The sequence below is a fragment of the Halomonas sp. FeN2 genome (assembly GCF_020595105.1).
GTDB classification, from domain to species: domain Bacteria; phylum Pseudomonadota; class Gammaproteobacteria; order Pseudomonadales; family Halomonadaceae; genus Vreelandella; species Vreelandella neptunia.
In genome coordinates, this window is sequence record NZ_CP074200.1 from 1,821,801 (window position 1) to 1,845,651 (window position 23,851).

General features: G+C 57.1%; 18 protein-coding genes. 7 read left to right on the forward strand and 11 right to left on the reverse strand.

All coding sequences use genetic code 11. The annotated features are described in order from the left end of the window. Positions 1-25: 25 nt before the first annotated feature. Genes otnI through ltnD form a run of 4 tightly spaced genes read right to left on the reverse strand, consistent with a single transcriptional unit; the run spans position 26 to position 3,764 of the window. Positions 26-823 carry a 2-oxo-tetronate isomerase gene (gene otnI / locus KF947_RS08440; RefSeq protein WP_227405960.1) on the reverse strand — a complete coding sequence of 266 codons (798 nt, stop codon included), beginning with the start codon at positions 821-823 and terminating at the stop codon, positions 26-28. Positions 824-872: 49 nt separating this feature from the next. Continuing rightward, on the reverse strand, positions 873-1,532 hold the full coding sequence (otnC, locus tag KF947_RS08445) for a 3-oxo-tetronate 4-phosphate decarboxylase (RefSeq protein WP_227405961.1): 660 nt from the start codon (positions 1,530-1,532) through the stop codon (positions 873-875). Continuing rightward, on the reverse strand, positions 1,529-2,827 hold the full coding sequence (gene otnK, locus KF947_RS08450; RefSeq protein ID WP_223288472.1) for a 3-oxo-tetronate kinase: 1,299 nt from the start codon (positions 2,825-2,827) through the stop codon (positions 1,529-1,531). The genes otnC and otnK overlap by 4 nt, the downstream gene beginning before the upstream one ends. Before the next feature lies 1 nt (position 2,828). Next, positions 2,829-3,764: an L-threonate dehydrogenase gene (ltnD, locus tag KF947_RS08455; RefSeq protein WP_223288473.1), complete on the reverse strand. Its 936-nt coding sequence runs from the start codon at positions 3,762-3,764 to the stop codon at positions 2,829-2,831. 190 nt (positions 3,765-3,954) lie between these two features. On the opposite strand from ltnD, the gene KF947_RS08460 reads away from it, so the two are divergent. Then, on the forward strand, positions 3,955-5,004 hold the full coding sequence (locus KF947_RS08460) for a LacI family DNA-binding transcriptional regulator (protein WP_223288474.1): 1,050 nt from the start codon (positions 3,955-3,957) through the stop codon (positions 5,002-5,004). Positions 5,005-5,017: 13 nt separating this feature from the next. On the opposite strand, the gene KF947_RS08465 is transcribed toward KF947_RS08460, so the two are convergent. The 5 genes from KF947_RS08465 to KF947_RS08485 form a co-directional block, all read right to left on the reverse strand. Beyond that, entirely contained in the window at positions 5,018-6,418 is a 1,401-nt protein-coding gene (locus KF947_RS08465; protein WP_227405962.1) for an amidase, read from the reverse strand. 84 nt (positions 6,419-6,502) lie between these two features. Beyond that, positions 6,503-7,777: a TRAP transporter large permease gene (locus KF947_RS08470; RefSeq protein WP_227405963.1), complete on the reverse strand. Its 1,275-nt coding sequence runs from the start codon at positions 7,775-7,777 to the stop codon at positions 6,503-6,505. A gap of 15 nt (positions 7,778-7,792) precedes the next feature. After that, positions 7,793-8,314 carry a TRAP transporter small permease gene (locus tag KF947_RS08475; RefSeq protein ID WP_227405964.1) on the reverse strand — a complete coding sequence of 174 codons (522 nt, stop codon included), beginning with the start codon at positions 8,312-8,314 and terminating at the stop codon, positions 7,793-7,795. Between the two features lie 62 nt (positions 8,315-8,376). After that, positions 8,377-9,378 carry a TRAP transporter substrate-binding protein gene (locus tag KF947_RS08480; protein ID WP_223288478.1) on the reverse strand — a complete coding sequence of 334 codons (1,002 nt, stop codon included), beginning with the start codon at positions 9,376-9,378 and terminating at the stop codon, positions 8,377-8,379. A gap of 77 nt (positions 9,379-9,455) precedes the next feature. Continuing rightward, positions 9,456-10,451 carry an asparaginase gene (locus KF947_RS08485; RefSeq protein WP_227405965.1) on the reverse strand — a complete coding sequence of 332 codons (996 nt, stop codon included), beginning with the start codon at positions 10,449-10,451 and terminating at the stop codon, positions 9,456-9,458. Positions 10,452-10,727: 276 nt separating this feature from the next. Here KF947_RS08485 and KF947_RS08490 point away from each other — a divergent pair, with 276 nt between their 5' ends. Next, positions 10,728-11,426: a FadR/GntR family transcriptional regulator gene (locus KF947_RS08490; protein WP_227405966.1), complete on the forward strand. Its 699-nt coding sequence runs from the start codon at positions 10,728-10,730 to the stop codon at positions 11,424-11,426. On the opposite strand, the gene KF947_RS08495 is transcribed toward KF947_RS08490, so the two are convergent. After that, a complete protein-coding gene (locus tag KF947_RS08495; RefSeq protein WP_227405967.1) occupies positions 11,423-12,328 on the reverse strand; it encodes a LysR family transcriptional regulator in 906 nt (301 codons plus the stop codon). The genes KF947_RS08490 and KF947_RS08495 overlap by 4 nt on opposite strands. Before the next feature lie 110 nt (positions 12,329-12,438). Between KF947_RS08495 and KF947_RS08500 the strand changes: the two genes are divergently transcribed. The 4 genes from KF947_RS08500 (at position 12,439) to KF947_RS08515 (ending at position 21,025) form a co-directional block, all read left to right on the forward strand. Beyond that, the gene (locus KF947_RS08500; RefSeq protein WP_223288481.1) at positions 12,439-13,077 is read left to right on the forward strand and encodes an NAD(P)-dependent oxidoreductase; all 639 of its coding nucleotides are present in this window, start codon (positions 12,439-12,441) and stop codon (positions 13,075-13,077) included. 465 nt (positions 13,078-13,542) lie between these two features. After that, positions 13,543-14,526 carry a helix-turn-helix transcriptional regulator gene (locus KF947_RS08505; protein WP_227405968.1) on the forward strand — a complete coding sequence of 328 codons (984 nt, stop codon included), beginning with the start codon at positions 13,543-13,545 and terminating at the stop codon, positions 14,524-14,526. 110 nt (positions 14,527-14,636) lie between these two features. Continuing rightward, the gene (locus tag KF947_RS08510) at positions 14,637-16,298 is read left to right on the forward strand and encodes a ShlB/FhaC/HecB family hemolysin secretion/activation protein (RefSeq protein WP_227405969.1); all 1,662 of its coding nucleotides are present in this window, start codon (positions 14,637-14,639) and stop codon (positions 16,296-16,298) included. A 56-nt stretch (positions 16,299-16,354) separates the two neighbouring features. Further along, positions 16,355-21,025, forward strand: coding sequence for a beta strand repeat-containing protein (locus KF947_RS08515; protein WP_227405970.1), 4,671 nt, complete (start codon positions 16,355-16,357; stop codon positions 21,023-21,025). Between the two features lie 199 nt (positions 21,026-21,224). Here KF947_RS08515 and KF947_RS08520 read toward each other — a convergent pair whose 3' ends face one another. Next, positions 21,225-23,360 (reverse strand): PhoX family protein, encoded by a 2,136-nt coding sequence (locus KF947_RS08520; protein WP_227405971.1) that lies wholly within the window; start codon positions 23,358-23,360, stop codon positions 21,225-21,227. Positions 23,361-23,570: 210 nt separating this feature from the next. Between KF947_RS08520 and hemP the strand changes: the two genes are divergently transcribed. Further along, the gene (hemP, locus tag KF947_RS08525) at positions 23,571-23,741 is read left to right on the forward strand and encodes a hemin uptake protein HemP (RefSeq protein ID WP_133731487.1); all 171 of its coding nucleotides are present in this window, start codon (positions 23,571-23,573) and stop codon (positions 23,739-23,741) included. The last annotated feature ends 110 nt before the right edge of the window (positions 23,742-23,851 follow it).

A 23,851-nucleotide genomic window follows, 5' to 3' on the forward strand; every position in this document is an offset into this window, starting at 1 on the left:
GTTAGGTTAGGTCAGTGGGCGTCGATCAGTGGGTTGTTAGGCCCCATGCCTCGCCCCACCCCAGCCCCGCGCGAGTGCCGGCCTGGGGTCGATACTCACAGCCGACCCAGCCGCTATAGCCCAGTGCGCTTAAGCGCTCGAAGATGGCGGGATAGTGCACTTCTCCAACATTTGGCTCGTGTCGCTCGGGCACACCCGCGACTTGGATATGGCCGATGGCGCTGAACTGGCGTTCAAGGCGATGGATCAAGTCGCCATCCATGATCTGGCAGTGGTAGAGATCAAACTGAAGCTTGAGATTTTCCGCCCCTAATGCTTTCAGCACTGCCATGGCTTGCGCTTGGCGAGACAGAAAAAATCCCGGCATATCGCGGGTATTAATGGGTTCGATGAGCACCTCTCGGCCGACTTTCGACGCCTCAGCCGCCGCAAAACGCAAATTTCGAATATAGGTCGCTTGGTGGTCAGCTTTCGCCGCGGCATCGGCACCCTCAGGTAAAAGTCCTGCCATGGCATGCACGCGGGGGCAGTTAAGCGCCTCGGCATAACGCAGCGCCTCTACAACCGAGTCGCGAAACTCCCCTTCTCGGCCAGGCAGGCTCGCCAGCCCCCTTTCCCCGCCATCCCAATCTCCCGGCGGCAGGTTGAACAGCACCTGTTCCAGCTGTGTTTCCTTCAGCGCATGGCGCAAATCCTCCTGGGGAAACGCATAGGGAAAGAGATACTCGACACCTTTAAAACCCGCGTCCGCAGCGGCCGCAAAGCGGTCAATAAAGGCGTGTTCGTTAAACAGCATGCTGAGGTTGGCGGCTAATCGAATCATCGTGGTGCTCTTGTTATGGATTGCATGTTTATTGATGGTAAAAGCGCCATTAATCTCTTGGAAAGCGCGCTTCTAGCTCAGCCACCTGCTCCGGTGTTAGTCCGCGTGGGTTATTGCCTCGCAATAGCAGGTAGAGCTTGGCGGTCTCTTCCAATTCTTCGGTGGCATAGACCGCTGCCTCAAGGTTTTTCCCCGCCACTACTGGGCCGTGGTTGGCCAGCAGCACCGCGCTATGCTTGCCCGCTAACCCCCGCACTGTATCGCCCAGTTTGGGGTCGCCGGGAATGTGATACGGCACCAGCGGCAGCTTGCCGACCCTCATGACATAGTAGGCGGTAAGCGGTGGTATACAGTCACAGGGATTCACATCGGGTAGGCAAGAGACCGCCACCGAGTGAGTGGAGTGCAGATGCACAATCGCACCGGATTGCGGGCGCTCCTCGTACATCGCCATATGCAAAAACTGCTCTTTGGTAGGCTTATCGCCACTCAGCAGTTGGCCGTTGTTATCCAGATGAGAAATCCGCGCAGGATCCAGCCGCCCCAAGCAGGCGTTGGTGGGCGTCATCAGCCAGCCGCCATCATCTAGCCGCACGCTGATATTGCCGCTGGAGCCCATGGTCAGGCCGCGGTCAAACAGCGACTTGCCCAGGGTGCTGATCTGCTCCCGCAAACTGTTTTGGGGATAGCGATGCAAGTGAATGCTCATACCAGCACCTCAAACGCCCAGGTAAAGAAATCGACGCCGCCGAAGTTGCCGGACTTCAGCGCCAACGACAGCGGTGCTTCGCGACCCGCCATTGGGGTTTGCGTCCAGGGCACGCCGGGGTCGATCTGCTCACCAATGCGTAGAGTGGTAATGCCCAACGCCGAGACCACCGCGCCTGACGTTTCGCCCCCGGCGACCAGCAACCGGCCAACGCCTTCATCTACTAGGTTGACAGCCAACTGGCTCAGCGCCTCTTCCACTAACGCACCCGCATGCGCAACGCCAAGGGCTTTCTGGGCGGCGTTAACCTTTTCAGTATCCGCCGAGGCGTAGAGCAGTACCGGCGCCTCTTGAGATAAGCGCTTGCGGGCAAAGGCCAGCGCCTGCTCCTGCTGTTTTCCTCCTTCGGCCAACGCCAAGGGATCCAGGGCAAAGCCACCATCAGGGTACTTGGCTAGAAAGTCCGCTACTTGTGCCAGCGTGGCCCGGGAGCAACTGCCAGATAGCACCAGCGCACCGCCCGAGGCAGGCGATAAGCGCCCCGGCTCACTGATCGTGTCTAGCCAGCCTTGGGCACGGTACTGGGCGGGCAACGCCTGCCCCAGACCAGAACCGCCGGTAACCAAGGGCATCGCAACCGTAGCTTCGGCAAGTACATCTAGATCCTGCTCATCCAGGGAATCACAGATCACATGGCGGACGCCCTGCTCTGCCAACGCCGATAACTGAGCACGCGTTGCATCAGCGCCTTGCGCCAACACCGTGCGGTTGACTAAGCCCACCGGGTGCGGCGTTTGGCGTGCGAGTACTCGCATGAGATCCGCGTCCTGCATGGGGTTCAGTGGGTGGTGCTGCATACCGCTGTCGTTGAGCAGGCGGTCGCCCACAAACAGATGGCCCTGGTAGACCGTACGGCCGTTAATCGGGAAGGCGGGCACCATCACCGTTTGATGCGCTCCTAGCGCTTCCAGCAGTGCATCCGCCACCGGGCCGATATTGCCCTGGTCGGTGGAGTCAAAGGTGGAGCAGTACTTGAAGAACAGCTGCCGGGCGCCCTGCTGGCGAAGCCACTCAAGGGCAGCGAGTGAGTCCGCCACGGCTTCGTCTACCGGGCAGGAACGTGATTTCAGCGCTACAACCACTGCATCGATACCAGTGAGATCGACCTCTTGCTGGGGCACGCCAATCACCTGTAGGCAGCGCATACCGCCGCGCACCAGGTTATTGGCAAGGTCTGTCGCGCCAGTGAAATCATCGGCAATGGCGCCCAGCACGATGTTCGCTCCCATCCCCATTTTATTCGGCTCCCTGGGCGTCGTTAGCGGCTTCTGGCAACGCGATGCCCGATAGCCGCTGATAAACCTTGATCACCGCCGAATCATCTTCGCGACCAAAACCTGCACCGCTGGCAGCGGTAAACTGCTGCAGTGCACTTGAAGCAACGGGCGTTGCCAACGCCAGCTCGCGGCCGGTTTGATGCACAATGTTGAGATCTTTGACGAAGATATCCACCGCCGAAAGCGGCGTGTAGTCACCACTCAGGATATGCGGCACGCGGTTTTCGAACATCCAGGAGTTGCCCGCCGAGTGGGTAATGACGTCATATATCACTTCGGGGTCGAGCCCCATACGAATGCCCAGCGCCATGGCTTCAGCGGCGGTGGCAATATGCACACCTGCCAGCAGTTGATTGACCAGTTTCATACTTGAGCCAACGCCAGGGGCATCACCAAGTCGATAAACCTTGGCAGCCATGGCGTTTAGCACCGCTTCGGCGTAGATAAATGCCTCCGTTGCCCCGGATGCCATTACCGATAGTTCACCGCTTTTGGCTTTAGCAGCACCGCCGCTAATCGGCGCATCCAGCAGCATCAAGCCCTGTGCCACCACACGCTCACCAAGCTGTTTGGCCTGACTGGGCGCCACCGTGGCGCACTGTATGATCAGACTGCCTGGGGCCAAGTGGCTTACCACCCCCTGTTCACCGAACAGCACTTGCTCAACCTGCACCCCGTTAACGACAACCACCAACACGATATGGCAGTGAGCAAGCTCAGCAGGAGTGGCTACGCTTTGCCCCCCTGCTGCCACGAAGGCATCGCGTGCCCCAACGGAAATATCACACCCGGTCACGTTAAATCCCTGTTTGAGCAAAGCGGTGGCCGTACCCATACCCATGGCGCCCAGGCCAATAAGACCTACTTGAAGTGATTGCTTATCGTGTTGACTCACCAGCCGACACCTCGCGGTTGTTGTGCATTGCTGTTGTGTGTCTTGCTATCGTCGCGGTGCTTTTCTCTTGCTTTGCTTTTCCTTCGATCATCGCTACCAGGAAAATGGTAGCGCTATCATGATAGCGCTACCATTCGTTTTAGATTATTGTTGCCATTACGACAAGCTTAAAATCAGGGACGTGCGACCAATGTCTAAAGACTCTCCCAACGCTGCCTCTCCCAGCCCTACCAGGCAGCGCCGAAGCTCCGATCAGGTCACGCTCAGCCAAGTGGCGCAAGCAGCAGGGGTATCACCGATTACCGCATCGCGAGCACTGAACTCCCCTGATAAGGTCAGCGATAGCGCACGCCTGAGTGTTCTACAAGCCGTAGAGAAACTGGGCTACGTACCCAACTTGGTAGCCGGTAGTCTGGCCTCTTCCCGCTCGCGGCTGATTGCGGTGATTGTGCCATCACTGATCAATAGCGTGTTTGTGGAAGTCATCAAGGGGCTGCAGGAGACGCTGGAAGCCCAGGGCTATCAGATACTGCTGGGTAACACCGACTATGATCTAGACCGTGAGTATCAGTTGGTGCGCACTTTTCTGGGCTGGTCATGCTCTGCACTGGTCACCGCTGGGCTGCGCCATAACAAGGCGTGTCATACGCTGCTGGCGAACTGGGATCACCCCATTATGGAGGTGATGGAGCTGGGCAAAGGCATGGATCTTAACGTGGGGCTAGATCACGTAGCGGCAGGCCGCTGTATGGCCGGCCATCTAATCGACAAAGGGTACCGCCATATTGTTTATGTGGGTGCACGGCTGTCGCAGGATTATCGCGCCAGCATGCGTTTTGATGGACATAAAGCGGTGCTAAAGGAGAAAGGGATCGACGCCCCACTACTGGAACTAGACACCCTGGGCAGCCTGCAAGCGGGCGCTGAAGGGCTGGCCCAGGTGCTCTCGCAATACCCTCATACCCAAGCCATTCACTTTGCCAACGACGACCTTGCGGCAGGTGCCCTGCTGGCTGCTCAACGTCAAGGGCTAAACGTGCCAGGGGATATCGCCATTGCCGGGTTTAACGGCCTGCCACTTGGTCAACACGTAACCCCTCAGCTCACGACCATTCTTTCGCCCAGAGAAGAAATGGGCCGCCTAGCCGCCAAAGAACTTATTCGGCGGCTAAGCGGCAAAAACGTCTACCGCCGCCAGCACGATGTTGGCTTTACGCTTCAAGCCGGTGGGAGTACTTAGGCCGCCTCAGCGCTCATATCGATGGCGGTTGACCAAGAACCTCCAAGCCTGTGCCCAGTTCGTTTTCAATCGCCTGACCAATGGATAAAAGCTTCGCGTCCTGCCACGGCCCGGCGAGCACTTGCAGGCCAACCGGCATACCCACAGCGTCTTTGCCAACCGGGAGCGTTAAGGCACACAGGCCTAGGAAATTAGCGATCACCGTGTTGCGCAGGGCATGCATGTTGGCTTTGGGATAGGCGCCTTCTGGCTCGAGGCTTTCGATAGTGGGCGGGGTAATCGCTACCGTGGGAGTCAGGACTGCATCTACATCGTCCATGCGAGCGGCAGCAGAGGTGGCAAGCGAATCAAGCACTGTACGGCGACGTACGTACTCCCAAGCGGGCATATCATCAGCTGCTTTGACTCGGGCGGCAACGTTGGGATCGAGAGAATCAATCATCTCAGGTAGTTCGGTTTTGAGAAACGCTGCCAATTCCGGCGCAGCCACACCGCCCAGTTTGAAGAGTTCATATGCGTCGTTGATACCGGGCAGTTCCAACGTCACTATTCGCGCTCCGGCGGCTTCCAGCTGTTTAATGGCCGCTCGAACGGTTTCGGCAATGCCCGGGCTGCAGTCGTCCCAGAAAAACGTTTCTGGCACGCCGAAGGTCAGATCCGCAAGGGAGGGCGTCGCCGGGACTCGGTTATCTTTACCACCAATGCCGGGATCCAGCGCATCAAATGCGAAGGCAATATCATCCACCCGTCGCGCCAGTAACCCTGGGGTATCCAGCGTGCTTGAGAGCGGTACAATCTGCTCAGTCGACCAGCGCCCAGCGGTGGTTTTCAATCCTGCTACGCCGGTCATCGAGGCAGGTATGCGCACTGAACCGGCAGTGTCGGTGCCCAACGCTAGGCTCGCCGTGCCACCCACTAACGAAACACCCGCGCCTGAGCTGGAGCCTCCAGGCGTGCGGTGCTGATGAACATCCCATGGATTGCGCGGCGCGCCCCAGTGGGCATTGGTACCCAAACCGCCAAAGGCAAACTCAACGGAGTGGGTTTTACCCATCACAGAAGGCAGCTGTTTCAACAGCGCGCTCACCATCGGGCCAGGACGCTCCCAGCGTTTAGGCAGCCGCTGAGAAGAGCCCGCGTAGGTAGGCATCCCGGTCACGGCGTAGATATCCTTGATCGAGACCGCCATGCCCATTAACGCCCCCGCATCACCGCCCTGAGCGAGCACCGCATCGGCAACTTTTGCCATTGCCAGTGCCTGCTCTCCGTTCCAGGTGAGGTAGGCATGGTCGTGTTTGCCGCGTTGTTGGTAAGCCGCTATAGATGCCTCGGCAAGCTCGGTCGCTGTGAGGGTGCTTGCACGCAGGCGTGCACGCTGCTCACGTAAGGGTAGAAAAATGGGTGAATCCTGCATGCTTTATGTGCCTCCATTAGGTGCTATATGCACCTCAAAACTGCATCATTCAAAGCGCTGGCTGATTTATTAACGGTTCCACCTTTAATAAATCAGCGAAGGCAGCCAAGTACTTAACCATGGGACGTAGGTGATGATGATCAGCGCTAACAGCATCAAGCCAATCAGCGGCAAACAGGCCTTGAACACTTCCTGCAGCGACATCTTGGAGATCGCCATGGCGACGAACAGATTTAACCCTACCGGCGGCGTAATCATCCCCACCGAGAAGTTAATCAGCGTGATCACCCCAAAATGCACCGGATCCACGCCTACCTGGGCTGCAATCGGCTGCAGCAACGGCGAGAGCACAATGATGGCGGAGGCGCTATCGAGGAAGAAGCCAGCAACGATCATCACGACATTAAACAGTGCCATGACCTGAAACGGATCGTCTGTCCACGACAGCACCTCGCCTGCCAACTGGCTAGGCGTACCGGTAATGGCGAGCAGCCAAGAGAAGGCAGAGGCACCCGCAGTAATCAGCAGCAGCGTCGCGGAAATCAACCCAGAGCTTCTTAACGTTCCTGCTAGCTCCTTAAGGTTGATAGTGCGATACACCACCATGCCGACAAACAAACCATATACACAGGCCACCGCTGCTGATTCAGTCGGGGTGAATACGCCACTGTAGATTCCCCCAAGCAGAATTACCGGCAGCCCAAGGCCCCAGGCAGCATCTTTAAAGGCCACTAAAATTTGCCGCAGCGAAGGAAAAGGGGCGCGTTCATAGCCTTTGATGCTGCTAAAGACAATGCAGTAGGCGATGAGAATAGAGGCAATCACAATGGCGGGCAGCAGACCCGCTGCGAATAGCCGCCCCACCGAAGTACCGGTCACTGAGCCGTAGATAATCAATGCAATGCTCGGCGGCACAATAGGCCCCAAAGTACCGGCGGTGGCAATCAACCCAATCGCAAAGCGTTTATCGTAGCCAGCCGCGACAAGTGCCGGGAACATGATTGAGCCAATCGCCACCACCGTGGCCGGGCTCGAACCGGAAATGGCCCCAAAGAAGAGACATGACAGCACCGTGGCCGCTGCCAAGCCCCCTGGCACCCACCCTACCAACGCCTTGGCAAGATTTATCAACCGGTCGGAAAGCCCGCCAATCCGCATCAGCTCCGCCGCCAGAATAAAGAACGGAATCGCCATCAGCGAGAAGTTGTTCATGCCGGTAAACATGCGCATTGGCACGATGACCGGATTGGTGGCACCAAAGAACTCAATGGCAAGAAACACTGCCAATGCCAAAGAAGCGAAGATGGGCAGCCCAAGCAGTAGAACGGCAAAAAAGATCGGTAATAACGCAGTAATCATGGTCGTCCTCCAGGGTTAAATGAGCTTATCCGACTCAGCTACAAGCTCTTCGGAGAGACTCACCGGAGGCTTTTTCCAGACTTCATTGATGACCCATAGATAACGCAGAATCAGTAGTACACCGGAAACGCCAATCGGCAGATAGAACCATGCCATCGGCAGGCGAAGTGCAGCGGTTAACTGCCCGCGACCCAGCGTGCTGAAATAGAGCACAAAGCCGTAATAGGTCATGAAACCAGCGAACACGATACCGATCAGTGCTGCGATCATGTGCAGCCAGCGGTTCACAGCAGGCGAGGCAATGGCATTCAGCACATCCACCGAAATATGCGTGCCATGGCGCACACCCATACTGGCGCCTACAAAACTCATACAGATAATGGAGTAAATAACGACTTCTTCAGCCCAAAATAGCGAACCGCTAAAGCCGTAGCGATACACGACTTGGATGGTAGTGAGGATGGTCGCAATCGACATGAAAACGACCATCGCCACACTTTCCAAGCGATCAAGACATTTGTTGAGCGCTTCGAACATGAGATATCCACACCCTGAAAGGGGTAAGAAGAGAGGAACCAGGCCTTAGTAGACCCGTTGGATCAATACTCGATACCCACAGCGTCATATACTTTATGCAGCAACTCCGTGGTGACGATATCTTCATACTCTTCGTGCACCGGCATGCTGGCTTCAATAAAGGCGTCGCGCTGCTCTGGGGTGAGTTCATTGATCGCAATGTCGTCTTTGATCTCTTCCATGATGGTCTCTTCGTCCTGCAGCGTTAGCGCACGGGACGTGTCTCGACCGTTGTCGAAGGCTTCCAGCATGACCGCTTGCAGATCTTCCGGCAGCGAGTCCCAGGAGTCCTGGTTCATTACCGCCGCATAGGCGTGGTAAGCGTGATTGGTCAGCGAGAGATAATCCTGCACCTCATGGAAACGCATGGTATAGATGTTGGCCAGTGGGTTTTCCTGCCCCGACACCACGCCTTGCTGCAAGCCATTGTAAACCTCGGTGAAGGCCATTGCAGTGGCGTTAGCGCCCAGGTTTTCATAGGTGGAGATGATGATAGGCGCCTGCATGGTGCGCATGCGGATACTATCCATATCCTCGGGGGTTTCGATCGGGCGATCATTGTTGGTGATATGGCGGAAACCCGCTCCCCAGAAGTTGACGCCGTACATGTTATGGCCATTCAGGGTATCGAGGATTTCGCGGCCCACTTCACCATCCAGGGTTTCCACCATGGTGTCGTAATCGGCAATCAAGAACGGCAGATCCAAAATCTGCATGCGCGGCTCAAAGTTGCCCAGGGTAGCCGTTGGTGGGATACCGATATCGACCAGGCCCATCTGAATCTGCTCAATGATTTCAACGTCGCCACCCACCTGAGCGGCGGGAAGTACGTTAATCTCGATACGACCGTCGGACTTCTCCTCTACCTCCTCTTTAAAGCGCAGCGCCGCCTGACCGTTCGGCGTCTCTTCAATCAACACGTGGGCGAAGCTGAAGGTATAGTCGGCCGCATGGAGTTGAGCCGTACTGAGAGAAGCAACGGCAATAGCAGCGGCGAGAGTGGCTTTTGTCAGCGTTAGTTTCATGTCCAGCACCTTATTTAGTTATGGTGATTTGCTTTTTAGTTTCCTGTTACTGCAGTTGAGCAAGGTTAAAAGGCCGCTCACGCCATCAAGCGTTCCATCGCATCCCCCAGCGCTTCGCGTGGGGTACTACTCAGCAGCAAGGCAAGTGCAAGCCTTGCCTTACGTGCGCTGATATCGTTGAGCGCGATCACCCCAGCCGACATTAAATCGGCCAGGCTGCCGCTAAACTCATAACTGGTGTTCACCGGCCCTTGAGCGCAACTACTCACGACCGCTACAGGGACACCTGCGCTAACCAATGCTCGTATTTCGTTCATCCAGCCAGGTGGCACGTGGCCCCGGCCTAAGCCATTGATCACCACCCCCTTCGCGCCACTCTCTACGCAGGCTTTCAACAGCGTGGGCGAAGCATCCAGATAGGCGGGCAGTAGGTCGACACGCGGCAGCGGGGTATCCCACCCTTCAATGGGGGGCGCTATCGCCGTTCCCGTGTGATAAAGCTTGAGCCGTTGCCCGTCGATATACCCCAGCGCACCAGCGCCGGGGGCGTCAAATCCATGCAACTGGAAACTGCTCACCTTGCGGGCATAGCGCGCAGCAAACAGCGACTCGTTGAACACCACGACACAGCCAAGCTGACTCAGTTGGGGGCTGGCCGCCGCCACGATGGCATCACAGATATTTTTAAAGGCGTCGGTACCTAACTGGTGAGGCGCCCGCTGGGAACCGGTGATCACACAAGGTTTATCCGCTGGCAGCGTGAGCGATAGAAAGTAAGCGGTCTCTTCCAAGGTATCGGTACCGTGGGTGATCACCAGACCGTCCACATCGGCTCGCGACAATGCTCTCCGCCCCTGGCAATGGAGTTCAGCAAGATCGGCGAGAGTGACGGCATTACTGGGTTTCTGCAGGATCGACATCACCTCTAACGTGACGTCGACGCCCTGCGGCAGCGCCACCTTCTCCAGTAGCTGCTCGCCGCTTAATGCCCCTGACTGGCTGCGCCCTGAATCACTGGGCTTGCTGGCAATAGTGCCGCCCGTGGTCAATACCACGATGTGCTTTTTGGTCATTCAGGTTCTCATCTTTTATGCTTTTTGCCACATACAACAGACATCAGATGTCTGATTTCAGACTAGACTAAAGAACAAACTATTAGCAAGGCAGTCGCATAAAACAATGGAAGATAAGAATATGTCTTTTAAATATATGCAATCGGCTGCCTTAAGCCGCTAGGCTTAGAGCATTGATAAAATGCAGGAAACACCGATGAGCCACGCGAGGCCCTCATGAGTTTTAAACGCCAGCCCGAGATTAGCTCGACCCGTACAACCTCTTTTGGAGATTCGATGGATCGCAGTTCAGTTGCGCTGCAACTGCTAGAGCGTATTAAAAGCGCTCTTATACGAGGCGATCTCAAGCCAGGGGATTACCTGCCCTCGGAAACAGAGCTCACTCACACCCTGGGCATTGGTAAATCCAGCGTGCGTGAAGCCATCAAGATGCTGCAAGCGATAGGGATCGTTGAGGTCAAACGGGGTCAAGGCACCATGATCCGCCGCGAACCAGGCACGCCGCTCGTCGACCCGATGGCGTTCGGGATGATCCTGGCGCGAGGCATGACGCGGGATGTACTGGAGTTTCGCCGTATGTTCGAACCGGCTTACACGCTTCAAGCAATGAACGGGGCAACGGCAGAGGATCATCAACGTATTCAGCAGAGTATCGACGCCATGGAAGAAGCGATCCGCGCGGGTGCTCAAACCTCCAAGCACGATATTGCCTTCCATCGCGCCATTCTGCACAGCACCCATAACCCCATGACCATCCGCGTCGGCGAAACCTTGCTGCAACTGATCGAAGCCGCACTGGAAACCTCCATGCGCTCACTACCGGAAACCGCCTTGAAGGATCATAAAGCTATCTATGCTGCCTTCAAAGCAGGCGATACCGCCGGTATTCATGCAGCGATAGCCGTTAGCAGCGAAAGCTGGGAAACCAACCTAACATATGAAAGTGACAGTGAATTAAGTGCAGCACCCCGCTAGGACTCTCTTTGTAACCAAGCATCAAAAAAGACCATAAAGGCGCGCGCTTTAGCGGTTATGTGCCGTCCTGGCGGATAGACTGCATAGACGCCGCCTTCCGGCAGTTTCCACTCTTCAAGTACACGCACTAAGCGTCCAGCAGCGATCTCTGGTGCAGTGGTCATGTCCGGCATTACTGAGAGACCACCACCTGCGACCATTAGCGCGACTAAACTCGCCGTTGAGTTGGCTGCCAAACCCGCGCTCATTTGCACCTCATACCGCTCATCGCGCCGCTGGAAAGCCCAGGTTAACGGCGCCTTTAACGGCGTAAAAGCGATCCATGCATGATCTTCCAGAGCATTGGGGTGTGTGGGCGTGCCGTGGCGTTTCAAGTAATCAGGCGCAGCCACAACGTGCTGCTGAAAGGTGCCTAGCCGACGGGCACGCAGCGTGGAGTCTTTTAACCAGCCTAAACGAAATGCCAAGTCGATACCCTCCTGCACCATATCGCTTATCTGGTCGCCGCTGCGAAGCTCTATATGCAGCTCAGGGTGCAAGCGACTAAACGCCACCACCGCGTTGCTCAACACCCCGGCGGTGTAATCTTCGGGGGCCGTGATACGCAACTCGCCGTGCAGCTGTTGAGTGTTACTCACGGCACTGGCAAGCGCCCCCTGTAGATCTATCAACAGCGGCTGACACTGATGGTAGAGCGCTTCTCCGGCCTGGGTGAGCTGAACCCGCCGTGTGGTGCGGAAAAAAAGCGTAACGCCCAGGCGCGTTTCCAACTGGCGAATTTGCAGGCTTACGCGGGTTTTCGTACAGCCTAGCCGCTCCGCTGCCTTGGTAAAACTGCCAGCTTCCACCAGCGCGACAAAGATCGGCAAACCGTTTAAATCGAACTCGTTGGTGGTGGTCATTTATCGCCCCACTGTTATGAAATCAATAACAGTAAATTACGTTAATCGCTATTTTTCAAATCAATAAAGCGTCCGACAATGCAGCGACTACCTACTTAAGGAGTACTGCTATGAAGATTGCACTGATTGGCGCTAGCGGATTTATTGGTTCCACCCTATTAACTGAGGCGCTCTCCCGCGGCCATCACGTGACGGCGTTAGTGACTCGGCCCGAGCGGGTAGCGCCGCAGGAAAATGTCGTTAGCATTAAAAGCGATGTGTTAAACACCGATGCACTGGCCGAGCAGCTACGCGGTGCCGAGGCCGTTATCAGCGCCTTTAGTGGCCACGCCCAAGAGGATGTTTACGGCTATTACCTCAAAGGCTTTCACTCGATTTTGTCAGCCACTCAAAAAGCTTCGGTACCTAGGCTACTGATAGTGGGTGGCGCGGCAACACTCGAGGTAGCGCCGGGTAAGCTGCTGTTAGATGCACCTGGTTTTCCAGCAGAGTACCGGGCCACGGCGGAAGGGGCGCAAGCTGCCCTTGAAACACTGCGCACCCAAACGGCTCAAGCATGGACGTTTCTCTCCCCCGCTGCTGAGATTTTCTCCGGTGAACGCACGGGCAACTTCCGGCTGGGCGGCGATACGCTACTGACCGATAGCGAAGGCAGCAGCCGTATTTCCGTGCAGGATTACGCCATCGCCATGATCGATGAGTTGGAAAACCCACGACACAGCAATCAGCGTTTCTGCGTTGCGTATTGAGCAAGTTCCCAGAACCTCTCACCAGCGATAGGTGAGAGGTTACCTCCCTCTCCTGTTATAGCTTTGCTTGTCCTGCCTTACCTTGCCTCTACTTCTACCCAAAGTTAGGCATCTATATTGATTAAAACTAATCAAAGCAAAAAAATCGGCCAGAGTAGCAATCTCCAGCCCCTTTTCGGCATTACCTGTGCCACCGCTAGAGAACTGAACCAACCCTTCAGTGTATCGGCCGCTCTTGTGCATGAAGCCGCCATCGGCAGAGCAGCAGAGTCAAGAGCATGAATGGGCACAGTTTTTTTGATGCTGGACATCTTCTGAAAAACCGTATTGACTATTTTCGTGAAGCCCTGTGCTCGGGTGGTGATGTTATTAAAGACCCCGTTATCTGAGCATCAGGATTTCTTTAAAACTGTCCGAATCATTGAGATATATTTTTTGCAGCTCGGGGAAAGGTCGTCACCCAGCATGGCTTACATCACATTTTCCACCTCAAACTATCCTGAAGCAGAGCGCCTTGAGGCCTCCCAGGATATCTACGCGGCCATGGCTAACATCGATGTCTCGCTGCCTCGGGGCAACGCTCCCGAGATCGAGACCCGCATTCGTCTGCTGCCCGGCATCTCCATCGCGCTGATAAAAACGTCCCCCCTTACCGTCAAACGCCGCTCACGGCAGATTCAAGACGGCAACGATGACTTCGCCCTGCTGCTTAATCCAGCTGGGCGATCCGCCTGGCGCTCTGAACTAGATGGCGTTGGCGAAATAGAGTGCCTCCCAGGCGCCGGCTGCTTCAGCTTCAACGACCGGCCCGGTTCTATCGAGTTTCACGGCAACCGCACCTACATGCTCAATATCTGTTTTTCGCGTGCGTTGCTTGGCCCGCTGGTCAACGATCTTGAGAACGCTAGAAAATCACCGCATCTGTCCAGAGAAACCTTCTACCTTTTGGCCCAATGTGCGACCGACCTGGTTCGTGAGCCAGGCCCGAAAGATCCAAGCATCATTGCCGAAACCAACCAACTGCTTGATCTCGCGGCGCTATCCGTTGGCGCATCGCGGGATATTGAAATCACCGCCCGGCATCGCGGCCTCAAGCAGGCCAGACTACGCGCAGTCAAGGCTGATCTGCGTATCAGTGCATGGCACGGCGATACCTCCCTAAGCTGGCTGGCAAAACGGCACGGCGTTTCGCCCGGCTACATTCGCGCCATGTTCGAACAGGAAGGCCAGAGTTTTACAGACTACCTATTGGGGATACGCCTGGAGCGGGTATTTCGGTGCCTACGCAGCCCCGCACATGCCCACAAGAAGGTTGCAGACATTATCTACGACGCAGGTTTCAACAACCCCTCCTGGTTTTATCGCGCCTTCAGGCGTCGCTTTGGTCTGACACCCGGCGAAGCCCGGGAACTGTCCGACACCCCACGGTATGACAAGCTACCTGCCTGACGGTCAGCACGATTCACGTTGTGGCGCTGAGTGGAAGCCACCACAAAAGCGCATTGCTAATCTCCCCGCTTTCTAATAACGCAAAGCGTCACTAGGGACGGGGAAACATCGTGAACAAACTGACCGCCGTATCCAGTTTGCAGGCCCTTGGCCTGATGTCGTGCTTTATAGCAATGCCGCTGCAGGCAGCCGAAACCGTAGGTGGCGCACTGCGCGACCTGGAAACTCGACCGTTGAGCCTGCCACCCGAGCCGCCCACGGATACCCCAACGTTGACGTCCCCTGACGTAACGGAACAAGACGCCGGCGGCCAAACCGTCGATATTCAGGGCTTTCGCTTCACCGGCAACTCAGCATTCAGTGATGAGCAACTGGCTGCCGTGCTGGAGAACCTACATAGCCGGCCTCTCACCCTTGGCCAGCTTCAACAGGCGGCCGACCGCATCACGGCCTGGTATCGGCAGCATGACTGGCTACTCGCCCGCGCCATCCTGCCGCCGCAGGAAATCGATGACGGCTATTTGACGATTCAAATCGTCGAAGGCAAATACGACCGCGTTCAACTGAACAACCAAAGCAACCTGCCGGATCGCCTGCTGCGAAATGCCACTCGCGGCCTGAACGCGGGAGACGGTGTGCGCGCAGGTACACTGGAAAACGCGCTGATGAGTCTCGATGCGCTGCCCGCCAGCCAGGTCAACTCACGCCTTTCGCGTGGTGATGCGGCCGGCACCACGGCGCTGGATATCGATGTCGGCAACCAGCCTCCCCTCAGCGGTCATTTGGCGCTCGACAATTATGGCAACACCTACAACGGCGAATATCGCCTGAGCGGCGGTATCAACGTTGCCAACCCCTTAGGGCTAGGTGACAGCCTGCAATTGCAAGCGCTGGTCTCCGACGGCGATCAGCACTTTTTGAACACCCAGTACGAGCTACCGGTTGGCCCGTGGAACACCCGCGTGGGTGTGAGTTTGTCCTGGCTTAACTACGAACTGGGCAAAGAGTTCGAAACACTCAATGCAGAGGGCAGAGCCACTAGCGGTAGCCTGTATGCCAGCCAAAACTGGTGGCAGCAACGCCGTTGGGGCGTGTCAAGCCGCATCGAATGGCGCTACCGCGATCTAGAAGACGAGCAGCTCGGCATAACCAGCGAGAAAACCTTGCGCAGCGTCACCCTCGATCTCGTCAACGGCTACTGGCGTGACGAGCTACTAGGCGGCGGTGCCAACAGCTACCGGCTGAGCTGGACCCACGGCGAGCTGTCGATGGACAGCCCCTATGCCGCCGCAGCCGACTTTTATGGCACCGAAGGCCATTACCACAAGGTCAACCTGGCCTTGCTGCGTCAGCAGCGGCTGAGCCAGCGCTTCACACTGAACATGAATCTGCGCGGCCAGCTAGCCGGCGGCAACCTGGATTCGGTTGAGAAAATGAGCCTGGGCGGCGCCTACGGCATCCGCGCCTTCCCGCAGGGGGAAGCCTCGGGTGACGAGGGCTGGCTGGCCAGTGCCGAACTGCGCTACGCCGTGAACCCACGATGGCAGCTCGGCACCTTCCTCGAAGCGGGCGGCATTACCTATAACAAAGACCCGCTAGCCACCGGTGATCGCCATCGTCACCTCAAAGGCGCTGGGGTATCCGCCTACTGGCAACCCCATCACCAATGGCAAATCAGTGCCACCGCCGCCACCTCGATAGATGGCGAAGAGGCCATCAGCGACGAGCCGGAAGACGTTTATCTATGGGGGCAAGTGCAATGGATGTTCTAAACCGAGACGACAAACGAACGAAAGGCCCTAGGCAGTCAGCCGCAAAGGTACGTCATATGTCCCCTTCAGCCCCCACCTTCACCCGCACCGCCCTGGCCATCGCCATCAGCCTGGCCTCTGCCCACCTGCACGCCGCCGACCTGCCCACCGGCGGCAATATCGTCGGCGGCTCCGGCAGTCTCCGCCAGGAGGGCAACAGCCTGGATGTGCAGCAGAACAGTGACCAGCTGATCACCCACTGGGACAGCTTTGATATTGGCGCAGGCAACACGGTCAATTTTCACCAGCCAGGCAGCGACTCGGTAGCGCTGAACCGAGTGATCGGTGAAGACGCCTCGGCGATCTACGGCAACCTCAATGCCAACGGCCAGGTGTTTCTGATCAACCCCAACGGGGTGCTGTTTGGCGAGGGCGCAGCGGTCAACGTGGGGTCGCTGGTGGCCTCGACCCTGAGCCTCAGTGATGAGGACTTCAATAACGGCCATTACCAGTTCAGCGGCGACGGCAACAATGCTGCGGTTGTAAACCACGGCACCCTCAATGCCGACGGCGGCGCGGTCGCCCTGCTCGGCGGGCAAGTCAGTAACCACGGCATCATTCAGGCCAATCAGGGCACCGTGGCCCTGGCCGCTGGTGACCAGATCACTCTAGACTTTGCCGGCGACGGCCTGCTCAACGTGACCGTGGATGAAGGCACCATCGACGCGCTGGTGGAGAACCACCAACTGGTTCGCGCCAACGGCGGTCAGGTGGTGATGACCGCCAACGCTACCAACGCCCTGCTACAAACCGTGGTCAACAACACCGGCATCGTCGAAGCACAAACCCTGGACAACCAGAACGGCACCATTGTGCTCAAGGGTGGCTTTAACGGCGGTACGGTCAACGTCGCCGGTACACTGGATGCCTCAGCGCCGGACAGCGGCGACGGCGGCTTTATCGACACCTCTGGTGCCCACGTCAAAATCGCTGGCGGCACCCAGGTCACTACCAAAGCCAACAGCGGCACCACCGGCGAATGGCTGATCGACCCGACCGACTTCACCATCAGCGATAGCAACGATCCGCAAACCGCCAGCGGCATTGGCGCCGATACGCTATCGGCCAACCTGGCTAACAACAGCATCACCCTGCAAACAGTGGCCAGCGGTAGCGAAGCGGGCGACATCAACGTCCAGGCCGCCGTTACCTGGAATGCCGACACCACGCTGACGCTGAACGCTCATAACGACATCAACATCAACGCCGCCATCACGGCCCAAGGTGCAAACGGCAAAGTCGCCTTGCAATACGGCCAAGCCACTACCGATGGCGGCACGGCGGACTACCACATCAACGCCCCCATCAATCTGCAAAGCGGCAACAACTTCACCACCCAAAAAGGCTCGACCGGCAGTGTGATCAGCTACACCGTGGTCAACGATGCTGCGGCGCTGCAAGCCATGAACAGTGACTTGGCCGTCAACTATGCTGTGGGCAGCAATATTGACCTGAGCAGTATCAGCAATTGGCAGCCAGTGGGTGAGAGCGATCGATTCACCGGCACGTTCAACGGCCTGGGCCACACCCTCAGCAACCTCACCATCAACCGCAGTAGTACGGATTTTGTTGGCTTGTTTGGCGCTACCGCCAGCGGCAGCGTGGTCCGCGATATTGGGCTGGTAGGTGGCAGCGTCTCCGGCCGTAACCATGTCGGCGGGCTGGCCGGCGTCAGCTCAGGTATCATCAGCAACGCCTATGCCACCGGCAGCGTTGAGGGCCGTGAAAGAGTCGGCGGGCTGGTCGGATTTAACCAATCGGGAACCATTAACAACGCCTATGCCTCCGGCAGCGTTGAGAGCTTAAGCAGAGTCGGCGGGCTGGTCGGATTTAACCAATCGGGAACCATCAACAACGCCTATACCACCGGTAGCGTTAAGGGCAGTATTAATCAAGTCGGCGGGCTGGTCGGATTTAACCAATCGGGAACCATTAACAACGCCTATGCTACCGGCAGCGTTGAAGGCCTTGACTACGTCGGCGGCCTGGTGGGGTACAGCCTTGGAACCATCAGCAACGTCTATGCCGCCGGCAGCGTTGAAGGCCGTGACTACGTCGGCGGGCTGGCTGGAAACAACTACGATGACACCATCACCAACAGCTACTGGAACACCGAGACCAGCGGCCAGGCCAGCGCAGTGGGTGCAGGAAGCTCCGCCGGCACCACCGGCCTCACCACCGCGCAGATGTTCGACGCCGCCAACTTCACCGGCTTTGACTTTGCCGGCACCTGGGCCAATGCCGACGATCAAACCACCCCCTACCTGCGCGCGCTGGCCGGCAACCGGGTGTTCAACAAAAACGACCTGCCCACCGGCACCCTCGACGCCACCAACCGCCCGGCGCTCTATACCGTGATCCAGAACGTCGAGCAGCTACAGGCCATGCGCAATGACGTCACGGCCAACTACCTGCTTGGCAACCACATCGACGCCGCCGATACCGCCAGTTGGAACGGTGGAGCGGGGTTTGTGCCCGTTGGGGACGGGACTTACGGTTACAGAGGCGTCTTCGACGGCCTTGGCTATAGCATCAACGGTCTGACCATCAACCGGCCCAATACAAATAACGTTGGCCTGTTTGGAGTGACACTCGGCGGTAGCCAGGTTCACAATATCGGCTTGATCAACGCCGCCATCACCGGCGGTGGCAATGTAGGCGGGCTTGTCGGCGACCTTAACGGGTCTATCAGGCAGAGCTATGTAACCGGCCGGGTCAGCGGAAGACAGTTTGTCGGTGGCTTGGTCGGCCAATCAACTGGTTCCATCAAACAGAGCTACAGTTCGGCTGATGTAACCGGTAGTGGTTCAGATATCGGCGGTCTGGTCGGATACGCCAGCGAATACGGCGCAATTGAAGAAAGCTACGCCACAGGACAAGTCGGCGGCACCGCGCTCCGGATTGGCGGTCTAATAGGTCAATTGCACGGTGATATTGTCAATACCTACTGGAACACCGAAACCAGCGGCCAAACCAGCGCTGTTGGCTCTAGTAGCAGAGGCACCTCTGGTATGACCGGCCTGACCACCGCACAAATGCTGCAAGCCGACAGCTTCACAGGCTGGGATATTGATGCGCAAGGCGGCACGGGCAAGGTCTGGCGTATCTACGAAGGTTATACCGCCCCGTTGCTGCGGCACTTTTTGACCGCCCTTGAAGTCACCGGCGACGACACCAGCGTCACCTATAACGGCACGGAACAGGGCGGCAGTTGGAGCGCCGCTGGCGCGTACGATGCTGATCGCATTTTCGGTCAACCCGTCGGCGGCAAAAATGCCGGTGCCTACGCCCTCGGTATGAACGGCCTGTACTCGGATCAACAGGGCTACGACCTAATCACCACCAGTGGCGGCACCCTGACCATCGACAAAGCCCAGGCCACCGTCACCGCCAACAGTGGTACTACCACCTACAACGGCACAGAGCAGAGCGTTAGTGGCTTTACCGTCGACGGTTTGGTTAACGGCGAAGATGCCAGTGTGCTGACTGGCGTGACCACTAGCGGCGGTAAAGGCACCAATGCGGGTAGCTATGTGCTCACGGTTGGCGGCGGTACCGCCGATAACTACGAGCTGACCTTTGTCGATGGCAAACTGACCATCAACAAGGCCCAGGCCACCGTCACCGCCAACAGCGGCACCACCACCTACAACGGCACAGAGCAAAGCATCAGCGGCTTTACCGTCGAGGGTCTGGTTAATGGTGAAGATCAAAGCGTACTGACTGACGTCACCGTCAATGGTGGCGGACGCAACGCCGGCAGCTATACGCTGACCGCCAATGGCAGCGACGGCAATTACGAGCTGACTTTTGTCGACGGCACCCTGACCATCAATAAGGCCCAGGCCACTGTCACCGCCAATAGCGGCACCACCACCTACAACGGCACCGAGCAGAGTGTTGATGGCTTTACTGTTGATGGCTTGGTTAATGGTGAGGATCAAAGCGTATTGACTGGCGTGACCACCAGCGGCGGTAAAGGCACCAATGTGGGTAGCTACACCCTGACTGCCAGTGGCACCGACGGCAATTACGAACTGGCCTTTGTAGACGGTACCCTGACCATCAATAAGGCCCAGGCCACCGTCACCGCCAACAGCGGCACCACCACCTACAACGGCACCGAGCAAAGCGTTAGCGGCTTTACCGTCGACGGCCTGGTGAACGGCGAGGATGCCAGTGTGCTCAATGGGATCACCACCAGCGGCGGCACGGGCACCAACGCGGGCACCTACGTATTGACCGCCAGCGGCAGCGACGGCAATTACGCGCTGACCTTTATCGACGGCGCTCTGACCATCGAGCGTAAGGCCATCGCCGCCGATATCCTGGCTCAAGACAAGCCGTTTGACGGTACGCTGACGGCGGTGTTGGAAGGGGTGCTTAACGGCGCCATCAGTGGCGACGACGTAGAGCTTCAGCTCAGTGGCCTGTTCGCGGGCCTCACACCGGGCGAGAACCGTGTGCTGGTTGATGCTTCATTGACCGGCGCTGACGCAGGCAACTATCAGCTCATCATCCCCGACTCGGTGCCTGCCAACATGCAGGGCTTTGTTCAGACCGACGATTATCAGTCAGCTATCGTCAGCCAACCATCGGGAAAACCTAAGCTGAGCGCACCGACCAACGGCGACTACGTGCTTAACGTTGATGATGACGCCCTTATCCTGCCGAACTCAGAACAGTAACTTGCCAGGAGATCGGCCCAGGTACGGGCCGATACAACTGCCATTAAGGGTCAAATGCCATTCAGGCGTTAGAAGCCCGACAGAAAAAGTGTCAGGCTCACCCAGCCTGGAATAAAAAAGCTTCGAACCCGAGAGAGGTTCGAAGCTTTAACATAGCGGCGTCTTAATAGCGGCAGCGCTCTGCACTCAGCGCGTAATTTTAAACCCCTATTGGCCCGCCATCGCGCTTCTGAATAACAACGGTTGATGCCCGTGGGCGGACTGGGCCGCTAGCCGCAACGGTGGCGTCTTGTGTCAGCGCGCCACCATCGGCAGGCCAGTTACCGGGGTGTTGAATGTTAATAAACAGCGCGGTTTTATCCGGCGTGGCAAAAATACCGGTGACTTCGCAGCCGTTAGGCCCTACCGCAAAGCGTTTAAGCTGCTGCTGGTTGCTGCGGTTAATCACTGGGCCGGTTCCCTGGATGTCGTCTAGCCCATTAGGTACCACGGCAAGCAGCTGATCGTTGGTGTACTCGGTGACCCCATCATAACCGTTATCAGTCTGGATCCAGAGGATACCCTGACCGTCTTCTCGCTCGTCGAACCAGAGCCCGTCGGGGCTGGCGAACTGATTCATTTCTGTCAGGCCTGAGTGGTTATCTGCATCGTCAGCGGCGGCGCCGAACACAAACACCTCCCAAGTAAAGGCATTGGGCAACCGGCTTTCGCGCCAGCGAATAATATGCCCCGCTTCGTTATTGGCGCGAGGGTTGGCGGCATTGGTAGGCGCTAAATCGTAACCAACACCTACCTGTTCCAGACGCTCACCGTCATTAGTGTAAGTTGGGGATGTCTCTTCAGCGGTACGCTGCGTGTTATTGGTGAGGGTGAGATACACCTCACCGGATGCAGGATCGACGGAAGCCCACTCAGGGCGATCCATTGGCGTGGCACCCAACAAATCCGCTGCATCGCAGGTGTTGATGATGATACCTGCCGCATCATCGTCGGCTAGCCCCAGCGCCGCCGCCAGTGTGCGACCATCGCGCGTTTGGGTGCTAGGCGTTAGCGGCAGCCATTCGCCGCTGCCGTCAGCGTGGAAACGGGCCACATAGAGGGTGCCGTTATCCAAATATTTGTTGCCAATGGCAAGACGATCGTACTCTTCACCTGGGCGGTTGGCATCGGCGGGATCCCAGGCGGCATCAGAGACATATTTATATACGTACTCGTTGCGGGCATCGTGCCCCGAGTAGTAAACCACTGGCTGACCGGCTTCCAGCTTGCCTAACCAACACCCTTCATGGCGGAAACGCCCAAGCGCCGTTCGCTTAACCGCCAATGCATCACTATAGGGATCGACTTCCACCTGGTAGCCGAACGTGCGTGCTTCATTACGGTAATCGTCTTCGGCACGCTCGCCGCGCGGGGTAATATCGAAGCGAGCAAATTCGTCATTCTGTTCAGAGGCATCACCTGCCGAAGTATCCCAACCATAGCGGCTTTTATCGGTGGGAATACCAATCCGGGCATCGTCCTGGAAGCGTTCGCCGCGGTTCACAAAGATATCGGGCCAGTTCTCTTCACAGGCAATATAGGTGCCCCAGGGCGTTACCCCGTTACCACAGTTATTGTTTGTACCACGGGTTTGGGTGCCCTCAGGCGAAAAGCGCGTTTTGACGTAGTCACTGCCCGCCACTGGCCCGGAAAGCTCCATCGTCGTCGCACTGGTGAGGCGCCGGTTATAGCGCGATCCCGGCACGTGCGCCCATTGGCCGCTGGCGTTCTTTTCGACCTCAACAAGGGTAACACCGTGAGCGTTGATTTCGGTGCGCGACTCCTCTGCTGGCCGCTGGCCTTCATCAGCATTAGTGGGGCCACCTTGGGGCGCCCATAGCGCGGCTTGATCGATATACTCATTGTTGAGCGCCAGCACAAAACGACGCGAGGCGTTGTCGGTATCCAGGGCAAAACCGGCCATGCCGTCATGGTGCATACCCACACTCTCCGCCTGACGCTCAGCGGTCATCGGCTGTTCGGGCTGCCAGGTAATATTTTGGTTCAGCGGCGTGCCCCACGGCACCAAGACTTGGGCCACATAACCTTCTGGCACCACCACGGCATCGGTGAGCGACCCATGAACCGCTTCAAACGCCAGTGTCAGGGGTGTTTTTTGGTTGCTGCTTGAGGCAAGCGCTTGCGCAGCACCGCCAAAACTAAGCATCGAGGCAGCCGCCATGCTCAAACCACCGCGCATCACATCGCGCCGGGATACATGGCGCGCCAATACTTCCGCAAAAGGTTGATTGCCGCTGTGGTTAAACAGGCGATGATCTTCGATCTCTTTACTCATTTTGGTCTCCCCCTGATCGTTTGTAAGCCAACGATTGAACGTTAGGAGACACTAAAGAAGCTTAATGACAGCACGATGACGGAGCGCCTGCATTTAGATGAAGAACGGTCGAATGCTAGCCACTTTTACTCCCCCAACCCTATTGAGGGATGTCTGCAACTCTGCTAAATTAACGCTAATAGTTATCATTAACACAGGAGTTACTCTCTCATGCAGTTACCCGCCAAGGGCACTGGCCAGGGAGATACGTCGGCCTCGACGCCCCACGAGGTGAATAGCAAAGAATTACTTGGTAACTCAGGCCAGCTGGTTATTCACCATGAACAGCGCCGCTATGTGTTGCGCCGTACTAAAAACGGCAAGTTAATCCTTAACGCCTAACGCCCTTAACATCTAAGCACCTAATTAATTTAAAGATTTATACAGCAAAGCCAGCCAGGTAGCCCATCGCACCCAGCCAGCGACCTCTTCCACTTATCCCTGTTGGAAAT